Origin of the sequence: Pseudomonas sp. BIGb0558 (genome assembly GCF_024807515.1) — a bacterium.
Classification (GTDB): Bacteria; Pseudomonadota; Gammaproteobacteria; order Pseudomonadales; family Pseudomonadaceae; genus Aquipseudomonas; species Aquipseudomonas yamanorum_A.
On record NZ_JANUEW010000002.1, the window covers coordinates 1 to 15,128 of the forward strand.

Annotated in this window: 15 protein-coding genes; 5 read left to right on the forward strand and 10 right to left on the reverse strand. The window is 62.1% G+C overall.

Annotated features, from left to right (window positions below; all coding sequences use genetic code 11):
* The 3 genes from M2400_RS03415 to M2400_RS03425 all read right to left on the reverse strand — a co-directional run.
* The coding region (locus tag M2400_RS03415) for a contractile injection system protein, VgrG/Pvc8 family (RefSeq protein WP_259195359.1) at positions 1 to 343 on the reverse strand (343 nt) is incomplete at its 3' end.
* A gap of 180 nt (positions 344 to 523) precedes the next feature.
* Entirely contained in the window at positions 524 to 1,312 is a 789-nt protein-coding gene (locus tag M2400_RS03420; protein ID WP_177076254.1) for a response regulator transcription factor, read from the reverse strand.
* 113 nt (positions 1,313 to 1,425) lie between these two features.
* Entirely contained in the window at positions 1,426 to 1,911 is a 486-nt protein-coding gene (locus tag M2400_RS03425; RefSeq protein WP_177076252.1) for a prepilin peptidase, read from the reverse strand.
* Between the two features lie 71 nt (positions 1,912 to 1,982).
* Here M2400_RS03425 and M2400_RS03430 point away from each other — a divergent pair, with 71 nt between their 5' ends.
* Both M2400_RS03430 and M2400_RS03435 read left to right on the forward strand, forming a co-directional pair.
* Positions 1,983 to 2,423 (forward strand): TadE/TadG family type IV pilus assembly protein, encoded by a 441-nt coding sequence (locus tag M2400_RS03430; protein WP_177076250.1) that lies wholly within the window; start codon positions 1,983 to 1,985, stop codon positions 2,421 to 2,423.
* Entirely contained in the window at positions 2,420 to 5,167 is a 2,748-nt protein-coding gene (locus tag M2400_RS03435) for a PAS domain-containing protein (protein ID WP_259195357.1), read from the forward strand. The genes M2400_RS03430 and M2400_RS03435 overlap by 4 nt, the downstream gene beginning before the upstream one ends.
* On the opposite strand, the gene M2400_RS03440 is transcribed toward M2400_RS03435, so the two are convergent.
* The 5 genes from M2400_RS03440 to M2400_RS03460 form a co-directional block, all read right to left on the reverse strand.
* A complete protein-coding gene (locus M2400_RS03440) occupies positions 5,164 to 7,188 on the reverse strand; it encodes a pilus assembly protein TadG-related protein (RefSeq protein ID WP_259195356.1) in 2,025 nt (674 codons plus the stop codon). The genes M2400_RS03435 and M2400_RS03440 overlap by 4 nt on opposite strands.
* Before the next feature lie 91 nt (positions 7,189 to 7,279).
* A complete protein-coding gene (locus M2400_RS03445; protein ID WP_003212927.1) occupies positions 7,280 to 7,837 on the reverse strand; it encodes a DUF4136 domain-containing protein in 558 nt (185 codons plus the stop codon).
* Between the two features lie 45 nt (positions 7,838 to 7,882).
* The gene (locus tag M2400_RS03450; RefSeq protein WP_177076244.1) at positions 7,883 to 8,488 is read right to left on the reverse strand and encodes a DUF4136 domain-containing protein; all 606 of its coding nucleotides are present in this window, start codon (positions 8,486 to 8,488) and stop codon (positions 7,883 to 7,885) included.
* Between the two features lie 24 nt (positions 8,489 to 8,512).
* Positions 8,513 to 9,262, reverse strand: a complete 750-nt coding sequence (locus M2400_RS03455; protein ID WP_076017967.1) for a methyltransferase domain-containing protein — start codon at positions 9,260 to 9,262, stop codon at positions 8,513 to 8,515.
* Positions 9,259 to 9,564: a MazG-like family protein gene (locus M2400_RS03460; protein WP_177041441.1), complete on the reverse strand. Its 306-nt coding sequence runs from the start codon at positions 9,562 to 9,564 to the stop codon at positions 9,259 to 9,261. The genes M2400_RS03455 and M2400_RS03460 overlap by 4 nt, the downstream gene beginning before the upstream one ends.
* Before the next feature lie 153 nt (positions 9,565 to 9,717).
* Here M2400_RS03460 and M2400_RS03465 point away from each other — a divergent pair, with 153 nt between their 5' ends.
* The 3 genes from M2400_RS03465 to M2400_RS03475 all read left to right on the forward strand — a co-directional run bounded on the left by M2400_RS03465 (position 9,718) and on the right by M2400_RS03475 (position 12,111).
* The gene (locus M2400_RS03465; RefSeq protein WP_076017968.1) at positions 9,718 to 10,011 is read left to right on the forward strand and encodes a hypothetical protein; all 294 of its coding nucleotides are present in this window, start codon (positions 9,718 to 9,720) and stop codon (positions 10,009 to 10,011) included.
* 294 nt (positions 10,012 to 10,305) lie between these two features.
* Positions 10,306 to 10,608: a DUF6124 family protein gene (locus M2400_RS03470; protein WP_177129885.1), complete on the forward strand. Its 303-nt coding sequence runs from the start codon at positions 10,306 to 10,308 to the stop codon at positions 10,606 to 10,608.
* A 156-nt stretch (positions 10,609 to 10,764) separates the two neighbouring features.
* Positions 10,765 to 12,111: an MATE family efflux transporter gene (locus M2400_RS03475; protein ID WP_177041421.1), complete on the forward strand. Its 1,347-nt coding sequence runs from the start codon at positions 10,765 to 10,767 to the stop codon at positions 12,109 to 12,111.
* Here M2400_RS03475 and M2400_RS03480 read toward each other — a convergent pair.
* Positions 12,095 to 12,958 (reverse strand): alpha/beta hydrolase, encoded by an 864-nt coding sequence (locus tag M2400_RS03480; protein ID WP_259195353.1) that lies wholly within the window; start codon positions 12,956 to 12,958, stop codon positions 12,095 to 12,097. The genes M2400_RS03475 and M2400_RS03480 overlap by 17 nt on opposite strands.
* Positions 12,959 to 13,125: 167 nt before the next feature.
* Complete coding sequence (speA, locus tag M2400_RS03485; RefSeq protein ID WP_177041417.1) at positions 13,126 to 15,039, reverse strand: arginine decarboxylase; 1,914 nt, start codon at positions 15,037 to 15,039, stop codon at positions 13,126 to 13,128.
* Positions 15,040 to 15,128 lie beyond the last annotated feature (89 nt).

A 15,128-nucleotide genomic window follows, 5' to 3' on the forward strand; every position in this document is an offset into this window, starting at 1 on the left:
GGGTGATTTCGTAGCGGGCTTCATCAACGGAGCCGGACAGGCGTTTGAAGCCGGTGACTACGCCATGCAGCGTGCGCAACTGCCTGGCAGGCGGCTGGATGAAACCGCGCATCGGCGATTGCTGCGGTGCGCTGTACAAGCTGAACGTGGCGTTCTGACCGAGCATTTTCTCGACAGCGATGTCGCGGGCGGTGCTGGTGAACTCCACGCGGTAGTTGAACAGTTCGCTCAGGCCTTCGGTGCCCTCGAAGGCGAGAACGTCGAGCCGTGCATCGACGTTGCGAACGGTGAGTTTGTGGCGACTGTGGTCGAAAAACGGGAAGGGTGATGCGCTGAAGGTCATGCCTTTTCATCCCTGGACTTTGCGAGAGGCCAGAGAGTAAAGATTTGCTATCTGCGAATAATGTCGGAAAGTTCGCCTTTGAAAGTAGGGTGCTTCCCAATTGGGTTTTGCCACCTACAAACTAGCGATCACCGTCACCATCGGGTGCTTGTGCCTAGGCGCCCTGAATACTCGGTAGGTTCAGTGGGCAGTAACACGCTGGCGCGCCGCGGAGTTACTCGGCGACAACGCCAGCGCCAACTGGGTGCGGTTGTGCATATGGGTCAGGCGCAGCACCTGGGACACGTAGAGTTTCACGGTGTTTTCAGTGATGCCCAGCTCACAGGCAATTTGATAGTTGGTCTGGCCCTTGCCTACCAGCCTTGCGACATCCAGCTGGCGCGGGGACAGTTGATTGAAGATCGCCGGGATTTCAACACGCTCGATGTCGCTGACGTCGCCATCCGCTTCATTCGGCACGGCGGATTGCGGGCTGCTGCGCACCTTGTCGAGGTCATGGTAAAGATCGTCAATGGACGCCGAAAGAAACTGCAGCTTCTGGTTCAGATTCCCCAGCTCAAGGTTTTTTTGCCGGTCTTGCAGCGCCACGGCCTGGCGCTGTAAGCCTTCCAGCAGTTCGTCCAGGTTGATTGGCTTCTGGTAGTAATCGGCAATCCCGGCGCGCAGGGCCTTGATCACGTCTTGCTTGTCTGCGCGACCGGTCAACATGATGGCCTCAAAAGCGCGCTGCTTGCCGGCCAGGCGTTGCAGGGCCTGGACCAGCTCGATCCCGTCCATCTCTGGCATATGCAGATCGCACAGCACCAAACCGATCCCGGCATCGTCGCGAAAGCGCTCGATAGCCTGCTGGCTGGAGTGGCAAGGGACACAACGGTAACCGTTGCTTTCAAGAAATTCGCAAAGCTCTTCCACGATCAGGGGCTGATCATCGACAACGAGCACTTTCACTTCAGAGGTAAGCTTGTTCACGCGCTACTCCATGCCTGGGCAAGCCAAAGACCGACCGATCCATTCCGACCACTTTCCTATACAACCTACCCATAAACGTAGACGTACTTTCCTACTATGTACATAGCGATACCCTACGTGGCGACTAATGGGATCCAAAGCCAGGCGAGGCCAAAACCGGCCAATAAAAACGGCACGAACGGCTGCTTGGCCGAACAGGCCGGATCCAGGTGCTGCAAGGTATTCCTAACCCCTTGATTCATCAGCGGCCACAGCCTGGGGGCCAGTAGTAGCCAAGCCGCGCTGGCGAGGCCTGCGCCGATAAACGTGCCCAGAATGTAGAGGGAGTTGGTCGCCAGTCCCAAGGCCGCGATCAGTTTCACGTCACCGGCCCCCAGACGGCCCAGCGCGTAGCCGGGCAGGGTGAACAGCAGCGCCAGGACAAAGGCCACGCCACCCTCGACAGCCGGCGCGCCGAGCCAGGTGGTACCGCTCCAAAGCAGGTAGACCAGCGCCAGCAGGCCGGCGCCGAGGGTCAAGCAGTTGGAGATCTGACGTACACGGATGTCTTGCACAGCGCACAGCGCCAGCCAAACAAATAGGACGAGGCTTTGAATCACGTAAAAAAAATCCCTTTTTGCTGAATGATTCTATGCTGATATCAGGTAGTAGCAGTCAGGGTAGACGAGTCATGAAAAAAGACCTCCCTAGAAAGCAGAAAGGTGCCGCCGCGCTGGAGTTCGCGATGGTCTTCATGATTTTTTTTGCCGTGTTTTATGGTTTGGTCAGCTACAGCCTGCCGTTACTGCTGATGCAGTCCTTTACCCAGGCCGCCGCCGAGGGCGTACGGCGCAGCGTCGCACTGGACCCCGCCACGGCCAGCTACCCAACGGCACTGCCCCAGCAGGCCATCGCTGCCGCCCAGGCGCAACTGACGTGGATCCCTCCCCAGTTCAAATTCCTTCCCACGTACGTCACGGCAACCTACACCCCGGCGGGCCTGTTGACGGTGTACATCAACTACCCGACGTCCAGCCTCCAGAGTGTGTTGCCGTTCCTGGTACTGCCAGGCTTTGGAACCGTCCCCGCCCTGCCCCCCACACTGTCCACCCAGTCGAGCATGCAGTTTTGACCTCAGGGGATAAACTGTTCGGCCGCCTGCTCGGACGCGGCAATCCGTTGGCCGCCGATGCGCAGACAGCGACGCCAACCACCGCCGCGCTGCTGTTCTACCTCGACACCCTGGGCCAGGTGGTGGACATCCAGGGCCCGCTTCGTCATCGACTGGAACCGCCCGGCACGCACTCGCAACAGCCGGCTTCGCTGCTCGAATACCTCACGCCACAGAGCAGCCTGGTGATCGAAGGCATGCCCGGCGACTGGCAAGGGCAAAGCCTGGACCTGGCGTTCAAGGGGCTTGCCGGGCAAACCCTGCATACCCGTGGCTGGGTGCAACCGGAGGGCAAGGGTTGGCTCCTGCAACTGCTGGACATTGGCGACCTGGTTGCCCATCGCCAACTCACCCAGGTACGCGAACACAATCAGCGCGTCAGCGATCAGATCAGCGAACATCTGCGGGTATGCAGCCTGGCACGCCTGCCCGAGGTGCTGCAGGACACGCTCCAGACCGTTTCCCAACACTGGCATATCCCCAGCGTCGCCCTTGCCGTGCTGGACGAGGCAGGCCAGGAGTGGCGTATCCAGGGCCATTACACCTCACACGATGCGCCGGCACTCTGGAGCAACGGGCAAGCCCTGGGCACCAGTCTCGACAGCCTGGGGGCCACGGCACCGGTGAGCCTGGAAGTACACCGTGGCCACAGCGACCACCCGCGCCTGCAAGGCCTGTTTGGCAATACCGATGGTTTTCTGGTGCCCTACCGCGACGCCCATGGCGTCGCCGCGTGGCTGCTGTGCGGCTTTTACCGGGCACAGGCCCACACCAACGACCGTGACTGGCTGCAACTGGCCGCCGCCGTCGCCACGCCCCTGCTCAACCGCCTGCGGGAACAGCGCCACCAGCAGCAGCTGGATCGCCTCGAAGCGCTGCAAGGGCTGCTCGGCACCGGCTGGTGGGAGTTGCCCCTCCACAGCGAAGACATCGAGCTCGCCCCGCAGCTGTTGCACACCCTCAGCCAGGGCGAGGCGGCCACCCGGCTATCGTTGCCGATGTGGCTCAACCTGATCCACCCCGCCGACCGGGAAGAACTCGCCAGCCGCCTGCAAGACCTGAAAAACCTGGGCAAGCCGCTCTCCACCAGCGTTCGCCTGCAACGTGCCGACGCGGGGTTGAACCCCATTTGGTACCGCGTGCAAGGACAAGCGCTGGGCTCGGGTGAGCACCGTCGGCTGGTGGGCTTCATGCTCGACATCAGCGACATAAAAAACCAGCAACAACAGGCGGCCGCCGCCCACGCACGGCTGGACAACCTGATCGCCAGTTCCCCGGCCGTGATCTACGTGCAGCGCTATGTCGAAGGCACGTTGCAACCGGTGTTCTTCAGCGACAGCCTGCTGCCATTGCTGGGCCGCACCCTGGCCGACTTCACCCCGGCGGCGCTGAACCAATGGGTCCACCCCGAAGACCGCGACCTCTACTTCGACCGCACCCGCCAACTGTTGCGTGAAGGCCACGTGAGCTGCCGCTACCGGGTGCTCGACAAACAGGGCGATTACCACTGGCTGCTGGATGAAGCCCGGCTGCTGCGCGACGACCTGGGCCTGCCCGTGGAAGCTGTGGGCCTGTGGCTGGACGTCACCGAATCGACCCTGGCCGCGCAACGGGTCAAGGACAGCGAGGAGCGCTATCGGATCCTGGTGGAAGACTCCCCGGCCATGATCTGCCGCTACCGCCCGGACCTGACCCTGACCTTCGGCAATACGCCCCTGGCCAACTACATGGAATGCCGGCCGGACCAGTTGCCGGGAATGAACCTCAGCCAATGGCTGTCGGCAGAACAACACGAGGCATTTGTGCAGCGCATCCGGCAACTGACCCCGGAGTTCCCCGTGAGCACCGCCGAAATCAGCCTGCAACTGCCGGGGCGTACACACGCCTGGTGGGTGTGGTCGGACCGTGGCGTATTCGACGAAGAGGGCCGGTTGCAGGAAGTGCAGGCCGTGGGCCGGGACAACACCGAAGTGCGCCGCTCCCAGCAGCAACTGACCCAGAGCGCCAAAATGGCCACCCTCGGCGAAATGGCCACGGGCCTCGCCCACGAGATCAACCAGCCGTTGAACGTGATGCGCATGGCCATCGTCAATGTGCTCAAGCGCCTGAGCAATGGCGATGCCCAAATCGACTACCTGACGGAAAAACTCCAGCGCATCGACGCCCAGGTCCAGCGCGCCGCCCGCGTGGTGGACCACATGCGCGTGTTCGGCCGCCGTTCGGAAGTCGAACAGCAGCCCTTCAACCCGGCGCAGGCGGTGGAAGGCACCTTGTCGTTGCTCAGTGAAGGCCTGCGCGGCAAAGGCGTTGAACTGCGCGTGGTACAGCCGGACGTTTCGGTGCAGGTCAAAGGTTATGTCGACCAGTTGGAACAAGTGCTGATCAACCTGATGGTCAATGCCCGCGACGCCCTGCTGAGCAAGCGCGAGCACAACCACGATTTGCAACCGTGGATCTCGGTGCAGATCGAGCACGACAGCCGCCATGTACGCATCTGGGTGGAGGACAACGGCGGCGGGATTGACCCGCGGCTGCTGGAGCGGATTTTCGAGCCGTTCTTCACCACTAAACCGATTGGCGTGGGCACCGGCCTGGGGTTGTCGGTGAGCTATGGCATTGTGGAGAGCATGGGCGGGCGGCTGAGCGTCGCCAACAGTGAGCATGGGGCGAAGTTTTGTGTGGAGTTGCCGGTGGTCGAGGCCTAGTTCACCAGGGCTGCTTGCCCGTGAGGCCGGCAACTGAGGTTGGCGCCCACTTCCACCGCATTCAGGTTCACCCCAAGGTTCGACAGCAAGGTGTTCACCAATGGATCGAGGATCGGGCTGAGCACTCCGCCGATAATCGTGCCCAGGGAGCTGTTGAGCCCGTTGAGCAGCGTGCCTGTCGTCTGTAGTAATCCGCCCAACAGATTGAACCCCGTCGGCTTGTAGACCTGGAACTGAATGCCGCTTAACGCGTTGCTGATGGCGCTCAACAGGTTGGTCGTCGACGAGGCGTAGTACTGCGCCGGTATGACGTTGATTTCGGGCGGCTGATTGTAGGTGTGAGGAGGCAGCGTTTGCACGGCGGCACCCACCTGAGCACTGACGCTGAGGCCTATGCCGCCACCGTAGAACGGCTTGCGGGTCGCCGGGTCGCACGTCGTCGGGCCGAGCCCCAACAACGGTTTGAAACAGGTAATCGCGCCGATATCGACCACCGGCAGCGGCGCGACCGGATCGAGAGCCGTGTTGTTGTTGAATGCGTTGATCAACTGCGGGCTCTGACCAATTTTCACGTTCACCAGTGAGGCGTTGGTTTGGGTGGTCAGGGTCTTGGTGGCATCACTGGCGCAGGTGAAGCCGGTGACATAGCTTTCAGCCGTACCCAGTTCCAGCACCACGTCGATCCTCGCCGCCGGCGGGTTCGAGGAAGAGGACAGCACTTGCAGGTCCGTACGCTGGCAATAGCCGCCCAGCACACACAACAGCGAACTCACCGTTCCGCCCAGGTTCAAGCTCAACAGGTTGTTCAACACGTCTGAAAGTGGCCCGACCAAGCCGTTCAAGGCGGTGTCCACCACCGGCAAGTCCAGCACCGGCAAGCCCAGAGTCAGGCCGACGCTCATTTGAGCCGTTCTTACATAAATTCGCGTCGCCGGGGTTTTATCTTTGGCATAGGTAGGGTCACCGATCGCTGACAACTGCGGTGGCTGAATCACCTTTACCTGAACACCTGCATTCACCAGCCCCGGGATATTCACCGGGATAGTTGCCACCACCCCGTTCTTGGTATTGGCCAATTGCACAAAGGCTTCCGCCAATTGGAACACGTTCAGGCTGGTGTTCAGCCCCGCCGACACCGCCCCTGTTTGCAACTGCAACAGGCTGCCCAGGGTCACATCCAAGTTGCCGATTATCGCCTTGATACTGGTGAGGCCACTGACCGCCACGCTGGCCGTACTGCCGCCGGCATTGAGCACTGTAATCGCCGCATCGAGTAGTTGGCTGATCTTGAGGTTCTTGGTCAACAGTTGATCGTAGGCCCCCGCCGTGACGCCTACATTCAACGCCAACTGGTTGAGGAAACTCAGCAAGTTGATGTTGGTGTCGACCAAGCCTTGCCAACCGGCCACGCTCAGGTTCAACGAACCGCCCAACAGTTGGCCGAACAGCAGGTTCAGCGCGGCCGACTTGGTCGAATCCACGGTGACCAGCGTTGATTTGATCGTCAGCTGTGCCTGGGGCGGCAGGATCTTCGGCGCCGCCACGGCGACGGCAGCCAGTTGGGTGTTCACGTTGTAGCCGCCACCATTGGCCATTGCCCATAGGCCCCCGGCAACACTGGTCATCACCGGGCGCGAAGCGGTCACCTGGATGGCGTCGGTCTTGGTCGAGTCGGCGGAGAACACCCGCTGGTTGGTGGCCCCGGTCGTCAGCACCCCACACTTCACTATCAGCGCACTTCCCGGCGGGATCACATAACCGTTGCGCACAGCACTGGCACCGGCATACGTGGGCGCGGTGTTGGTGGCGGCCAGGCAATCACCCTTGCGCTGCACCGCCTCCAGCGCCGCAATGTCGGCGATCGCCTGCAACTTGCGCTTTTCCATGTACAGGCGACCGCTGTCGACGACCAGCAGCAGAAACACCAAGGCGATGCCCAGGGTCGCGGCCGCCATCAAGCCAATCGCACCACGCTGCCCAGCAGGCCCGGCCACGCGGCCGCAACGAACTCGGGGAGACATCAAGCACTCCTTTGCCGGCTCAATGCCGGGCGCCTACTCTCCTGTGTTGAGGTTGAGTGTAGACAAGGCTGCGTGGCGTGCTGGCCGGATCTCAGTGCGGCGGGTAGTTGGAAAGCACCTTGGTCACCGTGGCACGAATCGCTGCGCTGCGGTCCTGCGGCTCGGGGGAACTGGCGAGGATCTGCTCATCGCTGCCACGCCACACCAGTTTGCCATCCTTGCCGTCGAGCAAATCAATCTGGATGGTCGCCACCTTGTAGGTGATGTTGCGGGTTTCGTTGTACATCGGCGCGCCCCAGTAACCATTCCACGGGCCGCCCCAGGCGCCGCCGTAGTTGGTGGTGACTTGTTGCTGGCGGTCTTCGACGATCAGGTAGGTCTGTACATTCAGGTCAGCCTTGGTGCCCGGCGCCGCAGGGCGCAGGCCACGTTGGTCGAGTTGCTCGCCCACGGCCTGGCGGATGCGCTGTTCGGTGAGGTCACTCTTGATCCGCGGGTCGTCCGGGCGGTATTGCAACGCGGGTTCTTTCCAGCTCCAACTGCGGTACGCGCCAAAGTCCCGGCTGGCGTCAAAATCGTGGTTGACCTGACTGGTCTGGCAACCGCCCAGCAACACAACAACAGCAAGTGCAGCGATACGACGAAGCATGGTTGTTCTCCAAAAGACGATCCGGGCCTGAGATGAGAATAGCTGCTAACTGGGCGGGTAGGCAGTCATTGCCTTTTGCATCGCCTCACGCAAGGCATCGGCGCGCTCGCCGAGGCTGCCCTGGCTCGCGGTTTCTGCGCTGGTGCTCCATACCGGCTGGCGGGTGCGGGCATCGAACAGGCTGATGCGCGCCACCGCCACCGTCACTTCATAGGTGCGTACCACCGGCACGCTGTTGTACATGCCGTAGCCGTTGCCATAGCGGTTATAGCCGCCGTAGCCGTAGCCATAATCGTCCTGGACCTGGCGCAGGCGTTTTTCCAGGCGCACATCGGCGCTCACCAGCAGGTCGGGGGCACGGTTGTCATGCAGGGGGCGCAGGCCACGCTGGTCGAGGGCGCCGCTGACCGCTTCGGCAATCTGCGCCGAATCGGCCCAGGCCGAACCCGCCGGCAACTGGTTGTTGAGCCAGGCCCAACTGCGGTAGGCGCCGTAGTCACGCACCGGCGCCGGGTAGGCGCTGGCATCAAAGGTATTGGCCGCCTGGGCAGGCGCCGGTGGCATCGGGGCAGACGCCGCCACATACGGGTTGGGGCTTTGGCAACCCGCCAGGCCCAGGCCCAGCAGGATCAGTCCAAGACAGCGCTTCATTTCGACCTCCGCAGACTGGGCCGCTTAAACCGGACGGCAGATCCAGTGCAAATAACGCCCAAGTCCGGCAAAGCTTGGGTGACGACGGTGTGCGAGCTCCATCTCCAACAAGTCCTGCAATTCGGCGCGTGCCTGGAATTCCACCGGCATATAGTCGTGGAACACCCGCACGCCACTCTGGGTTTCGACCTGCCACAGGCCCTCGAGTTGCGTCGCCAACTCCCGTGGGTCAAGGGGTTGTTGCGGCGTGAGGCTCTGTTTTTCGCCGGCCATGTCGTTCTTGCGCATTTTGCGGAAGTGGCCTTTGAGCAGGTTGCGGTAAATCAAGGCGTCGCGGTTGTAGAACGCCAGGGACAGCCAGCCACCGGGGGCGGTCAACTGGTGCAACACCGGCAGGATCGCGTGGGGCTCGGCCAGCCATTCCAGTACGGCGTGGCACAGCACCAGGTCGTAGGGTTCGGTGAGTTGGCCCAGCAGATCCTGCCACGGTGCTTGAATGAAAGTGGCCGTCTGCCCGGCTTCGGCGAAACGCTGGCGGGCGCCTTCGAGCATCGGCTCGGCAGGTTCGGCCAGGGTCACGTCGTGACCGCGTTCGGCCAGCCACAGCGACATATGGCCCAGGCCGGCGCCGATATCCAGCACCCGCAGTGGGCGATCCGGCAGCGCTTCAATCAGGTCGGCCTGGAGCACCGCCAGGCGAATCGCACCTTTGGCGCCGCCGTAGATCTTCTCGGCGAAACGGGTGGCCAACTGGTCGAAATGACGGTCGCTCATTTGGCAAACCGCCGTTCGCTGTCGGCCAGTTTGGCCTGTACCACTTGATCCATGTCCAACCCCAACTCGCTGCACAACAGCAGCAGATACAGCACGATGTCACCGACTTCCTGGCCGGCATGGGCGAGTTTGTCGGCGGGCAACTGGCGCGACTGGTCTTCGCTCAACCACTGGAAAATCTCCACCAGCTCGGCCATTTCAACACTGGCGGCCATCGCCAGGTTCTTGGGGCTGTGGAACTGCTTCCAGTCGTTGGTATCGCGGATGCGGTGCAGGCGTTCGGTGAGGTGTTCGAGATTCATGGGGCGCTCCTGAAGGTGCATAGCTTCGGGCGCAAGCCGCGCGAAGGCAAGTGAATCCCTGTAACGCGTAAACCTCTATGCTAGTAGGGAACTAGGGTTGAGTATTAACGACCAAAGCCTCAGCTACGCCCACCTTTTCATCAGGACACACACATGCAGGTAGAAAGCTTCTTCGAATGGCTGGGCCAGGCGCTCGGTTCCGTGATCCGCTTTATCGTCGACGGGCTCAGCGGGTTGTTCAATGCGCTGACCCACGCGGGCGGGAATTTTATCGACGGGCTGTCGCGTACGCTGGGCATGGATACCTCGATCATCAGCATCCTCACCCTGATCATCGGCCTGATGCTGCTGTACTCGGCGGTGCGCGCGTTCATGCGGGCGTCGATCATCATGGGGATTATCTGGTTGATGCTGGGGTTGTGGTTGTTGAGCTGGGTGGTTCGTTAATAAAGGGCCAGCAGGGTAAATCCCTTTAATTTGACGGACGTTTCCGAGACAATCTTTCGGCCTTGTGCCTGCCAGGACCGGTGGCTAGTCTTCGCTCCTTCACTGCATATCAGTGATCGGGTTTAGTCGCCCGGAATTAGTGAGCGCAAGTTGTCGCCATGCTTCATGGTGGCTGTGCGCAGGGCACCTTCGGGTGCGCCGGGTTCCACTAGCCGGTCGACTAACCTGCGTACAGCCGCCACCTTCGTTTAGTCGCGCGGGTGTCAGCTCCTTGCCTACTAGTGGAGTTACACCATGAATAAGATTGTCCCCGATCCACCCAGCGACATCCTCAACGACCGCGCCGCCTTCAATCGCGCCCTCGAACACTACCTGCCATCGCAAGGCTTCCACACCATCAACGAAGACCTGAGCTTCGAAGATTCCCTGCTCTACACCGCCAGCCTGCTGAGCAGCGCCTCGGCCACCGCGCTTGATTGCGGCGAGCTGCTGGAAAGTCCACAGCGGGCGAAGATCCTGGCCGTGTGGCACTTGCTGGAAATTGCCAAGACTACTGTCGACCGATCCATCGAATGCCTGCACCCGCGTAAGACTTAAACCTTCATTGCCTGGCCGTCAGCTATCGCAGGCAAGCCAGCTCCCACAGGAGGAATGCATTCCAAGTGTGGGAGCCGGGCTTGCCCGCGATAGCGATCGCCCAGGCAACAGATAAGCGTGCAGCCAGTTACACTACCGCCCCCCAAAGGAGCCCGCATGACTTCCCTGCTGACCGACTGGCGCGACCGCCCTACCCACCGCCGCGTGTGGGCCCTCGCCGCGCCGATGATCCTGTCGAACATCTCCGTGCCGCTGGTAGCGCTGGTGGACAGCATGGTCATCGGCCACCTGCCCCACGCCCATCAACTCGGCGCCGTGGCCGTGGGCGCCAGCCTCTATACCTTTCTCGCCTGGGCCATGGGCTTTTTGCGCATGGGCTCCACCGGCTTTGCCGCCCAGGCCGCCGGGCGGGGTGATGGTGCGGCGCTGCGGCAGATTCTGTTGCAGGGCTTGTTGCTGGCGCTGGGGCTGGCGATGTTGCTCGGCAGCATCGGCATTCCCTTAAGCGGCCTGGTGCTGGACTGGATGCAGCCCTCGCCCGAGCTGAACCAACTGACCCGCGAATTCTTCCACACCCGCCTCTTCGGCCTGCCCGCGGCCCTGGCCAGCTACGCCCTGGTGGGCTGGTTTCTCGGCACCCAGAACGCCCGCGCGCCGCTGGCGATTCTGCTGACCACCAACCTCGTCAACATTGCCCTCAACCTGTGGTTTGTCCTGGGTCTGGATTGGGGCGTGGTCGGCTCGGCCCGCGCCTCGGTGATCGCCGAATGGACCGGCGCCCTCCTCGGCCTGGCCCTCACCCAAAAAGCCCTGCGCGCCTACCCCGGCCATATCGCCTGGGCCGCCCTCAAACTGTGGCAAAGCTGGCGCCCGTTGCTGGCGGTAAACCGCGATATCTTCATCCGCAGCCTGGCCCTGCAATCGGTGTTTTTCATGATTACCGTGCAAGGCGCCCGCTTGGGTGATGCCACGGTAGCGGCAAACGCGCTGCTGCTAAACGGCTTACTGCTGACGGCTCACGCCCTGGACGGACTGGCCCACGCCGTGGAAGCGTTGTGCGGCCACGCCATCGGCGCCCACGACCGCCAGGCCTTGCGCCGCTCGCTGGTGGTGGCCTGTGGTTGGTCGTTGCTGGCCAGCGTCGGTTTCGCGATCCTGTTCGCCGTGTTCGGCCACCTGTTTATCGCCATGCAAACCGACATCCCGAGCGTGCGCGAAACCGCCGACATCTACCTGCCTTACCTGGCCGTGCTGCCGTTGATTGCAGTGTGGAGCTACCTGCTGGATGGCTTGTTCATCGGCGCCACCCGCGCCCGGGAAATGCGCAACGGCATGCTGCTGACGGTGGTGATTGTGCTGCCGTTCGCCTGGGCCTTGCAGGGGCTGGGCAACCACGGGCTGTGGATAACTTTCCTGCTGTTCATGGCCCTGCGCAGCCTCACGCTGTGGGCGATTGCCTGGCGCCTGAACAAACAGGACCGCTGGCTTACTGGCCCGGCGTGAACTTGATATACGCGGTGACCCGGTCCAGCACCGGCGCCAGCCAGCGCAGCGGCCGGGCCATGGACGCTACCAATGTCGCGTGGCTGGTTTTGCTGAAGTAGAACTCCTCAACCGGCACACCCGCCGCCCGCAGCTTGTTCGCCAGGCCGCCGGTGTTGCGCTTGGGGTTGACCAGGTTGTCGTCCACCGAGGCAATCAACAGGCTCGGCGGTGCGTCATGGCTGACGTGGTTGATAGGTTGGGAGTCGGGCGGCGAATCCGGGTAGAAGAACACCGGGCGCACATCGCGGTTTTCAATCGGCAGGAAATCATACGGCCCGGCCAGGCCGATCCAGCCTTTGAAGACTGACGGCGACAGGCCGACCCCGGCCAGCCACTGTGGATCCAGCGCCAGCATTGCGGCGTTGTAGGCACCGGAACTGTGGCCCATCACATAGAGCTTGCGGGGATCGCCGCCGTACTCGGCACTGTGCTGGTGCGCCCAGGCGACGGCTTGGGCGCCGTCCTGCAAAAACGCTGGGTAGCGCACTTGCGGGTAAAGCCGGTAATCGGCAATCACCACCACGATGCCGCGCGAGGCCAGGGCTTCGCCGACAAAACCGTAGTCATCCTTTGAGCCGCTGTTCCAGCTGCCGCCGTAGAAAAACACCACGACGGGTGCATCGGGCAAGGCGGTGACGGGACGGTAGATATCGAGTTTCTGGCGGGGATCGTCGCCGTAGGCGATGGAGGATGTTTTGGTGAAGGTGCTGGAGGGTGTGAGTGCGTTGAGCACTTTGATCGGGGAGCAGGCCGCGAGCAGAGTCGCGATGGCCAGGGTGAACACTTGCAGGAGTTTGCTCGACATCGTTCAGGCCCTATAAAGAGGGTACTGCCGAAACGCTGATCAAATGTGGGAGCTGGCTTGCCTGCGATGGCGGTGGGTCAGCCGGCCCATTGGCTGCCTGACCCACCGCCATCGCGGGCAAGCCCGGCTCCTACATTAGAGCCGGGTCGACCTTTGGAGCGGTGTACTTACGAGGACAGGTAAGACGAACGCGTCAGCCCAAGACGCAACGCATCCAGGAACTGAGTGCGCTCCGCCGCCGTGATCTTCGCGCTGGCGCACTTGTCACGGTAGTGAGTCATCAACTCCTCCGGCGACAAGTGCACGTAGCGCAGCATGTCTTCGATGGTGTCGTGGGTCTCGATCCCGGCGCTGTACACCGAACCGTCGTCACGCTGGTAGATGTTCACCGAGTCGGTGTCACCGAACAGGTTGTGCATGTCACCGAGGATTTCCTGGTAGGCACCCACCAGGAAGATCCCCAGCAGGTAATCCTCACCCTCTTTCACCGCGTGCACCGGCAAGCTGGTCTCGATGCTCTGCTCGTCGACGTACTGCTTGATCTTGCCGTCGGAGTCGCAGGTCAGGTCTTGCAGCACGGCACGGCGCAGCGGCTCTTCATCGAGGCGATGCAGCGGCAGGATCGGCAGTACCTGGCCGATGGCCCAGGTGTCCGGCAGGCTCTGGAATACCGAGAAGTTGCAGATGTACTTGTCGGCCAACTTGTCGTTGAGCTCGTCCAGCACCTGGCGGTGGGAACGCTGGCGGGCCTTGAGCGAGTCGTGCAGGCGGCGGCAGACGGCGAAGTAGCACTGCTCGGCCAGGGCTTTTTCGGCCAGGGTGATCTTGCCGTCGGCGTACTGGGTGGCCACGTCGCTCATGTAGTGGGTGGCGCGCCAGTAGGTTTCGGTGACCATTTCAATGTCGGTCGGGCCCAGCAGGTCCACCAGCCATTGCACGGTTTCCGGCAGGCTTTCCTTGTTCTCGATCACCGGCACGTCGTCGTTGTGTTTCTCGACGTCGGTGACTTGCACCACCAGCATGGCGTGGTGGGCGGTCAGGGAACGGCCGCTCTCGGAGAAGATGTTCGGGTGCGGCAGGCTCTGCGCATCGCAGAATTCCTTGAGCATGCCCACGACCACGCCGGCGTAGTCGTCCATGTCGTAGTTGATGGAGCTGGCGTTACGCGAGTGCGTACCGTCGTAGTCCACGCCCAGGCCGCCGCCCACGTCGATGTGGTCTACCGGCAGGCCGAGGTTGCGCAGTTCGCCGTAGTAACGAATGGCTTCCTTGAACCCGTGCTGGTAGTCGGCCAGGTTGGCGATCTGCGAGCCCATGTGGAAGTGCAGCAGGCGGATGCCCTGGTCCAGGCCGGCCGCGCGGAAGCGCTCGACCACCGACAGCAGTTGCGCCGCCGACAGACCGAATTTGGATTTCTCACCGCCGGTGTCTGCCCACTTGCTCGACGCCAGGGACGAGAGGCGCACCCGCAGGCCCACCTGAGGCTTGACCTTGAGGTTGGCGGCTTCTTCGATCACCAGGCCGACTTCGGATTCTTTCTCGATCACGATGAACACGTTGTGGCCGAGCTTCTGGCCCATCAGCGCGAGGCGGATGAACTCACGGTCCTTGTAACCGTTGCAGACGATGGTGCCGCCTTTCGGGGCCAGGGCCAGCACGGCCAGCAGCTCGGGCTTGGAGCCGGCTTCCAGGCCGATGGACACGTCCTGGGTGGCGATGATGTTCTCGATCACCGCTTCCTGCTGGTTCACCTTGATCGGGTACAGCGCGGTGTATTTGCTCTGGTATTCCAGGCGCTCGATGTTCGCGTCGAAGGCACCGGTCAGCTGGCGCACGCGGTCTTGCAGGATGTCGGGGAAGCGCACCAGCAACGGCAAGGACAGGCCGCTTTTGCGCAGCTCGTCGACTTGCTCGTACAGGTCGACGGGCGTGCTGTTCGGGCCGTTCGGACGGACTTCAACGCGACCGGCATCATTGATCGCGAAATACCCGGCCCCCCAATGGCGAATCCCGTAAACACTGCGGCTGTCCGCAACTGTCCATTGGCTGCCATCGTCTTTGCGTGTGCGTCGTACGGACATCGAAGTCCCCTATAAATGAAGTCGAAGTGCACCGGCCTGATCAGAGGCTGGCGCAGTCTAAAGAATGAAAATGACGATTTGCCTGTGAG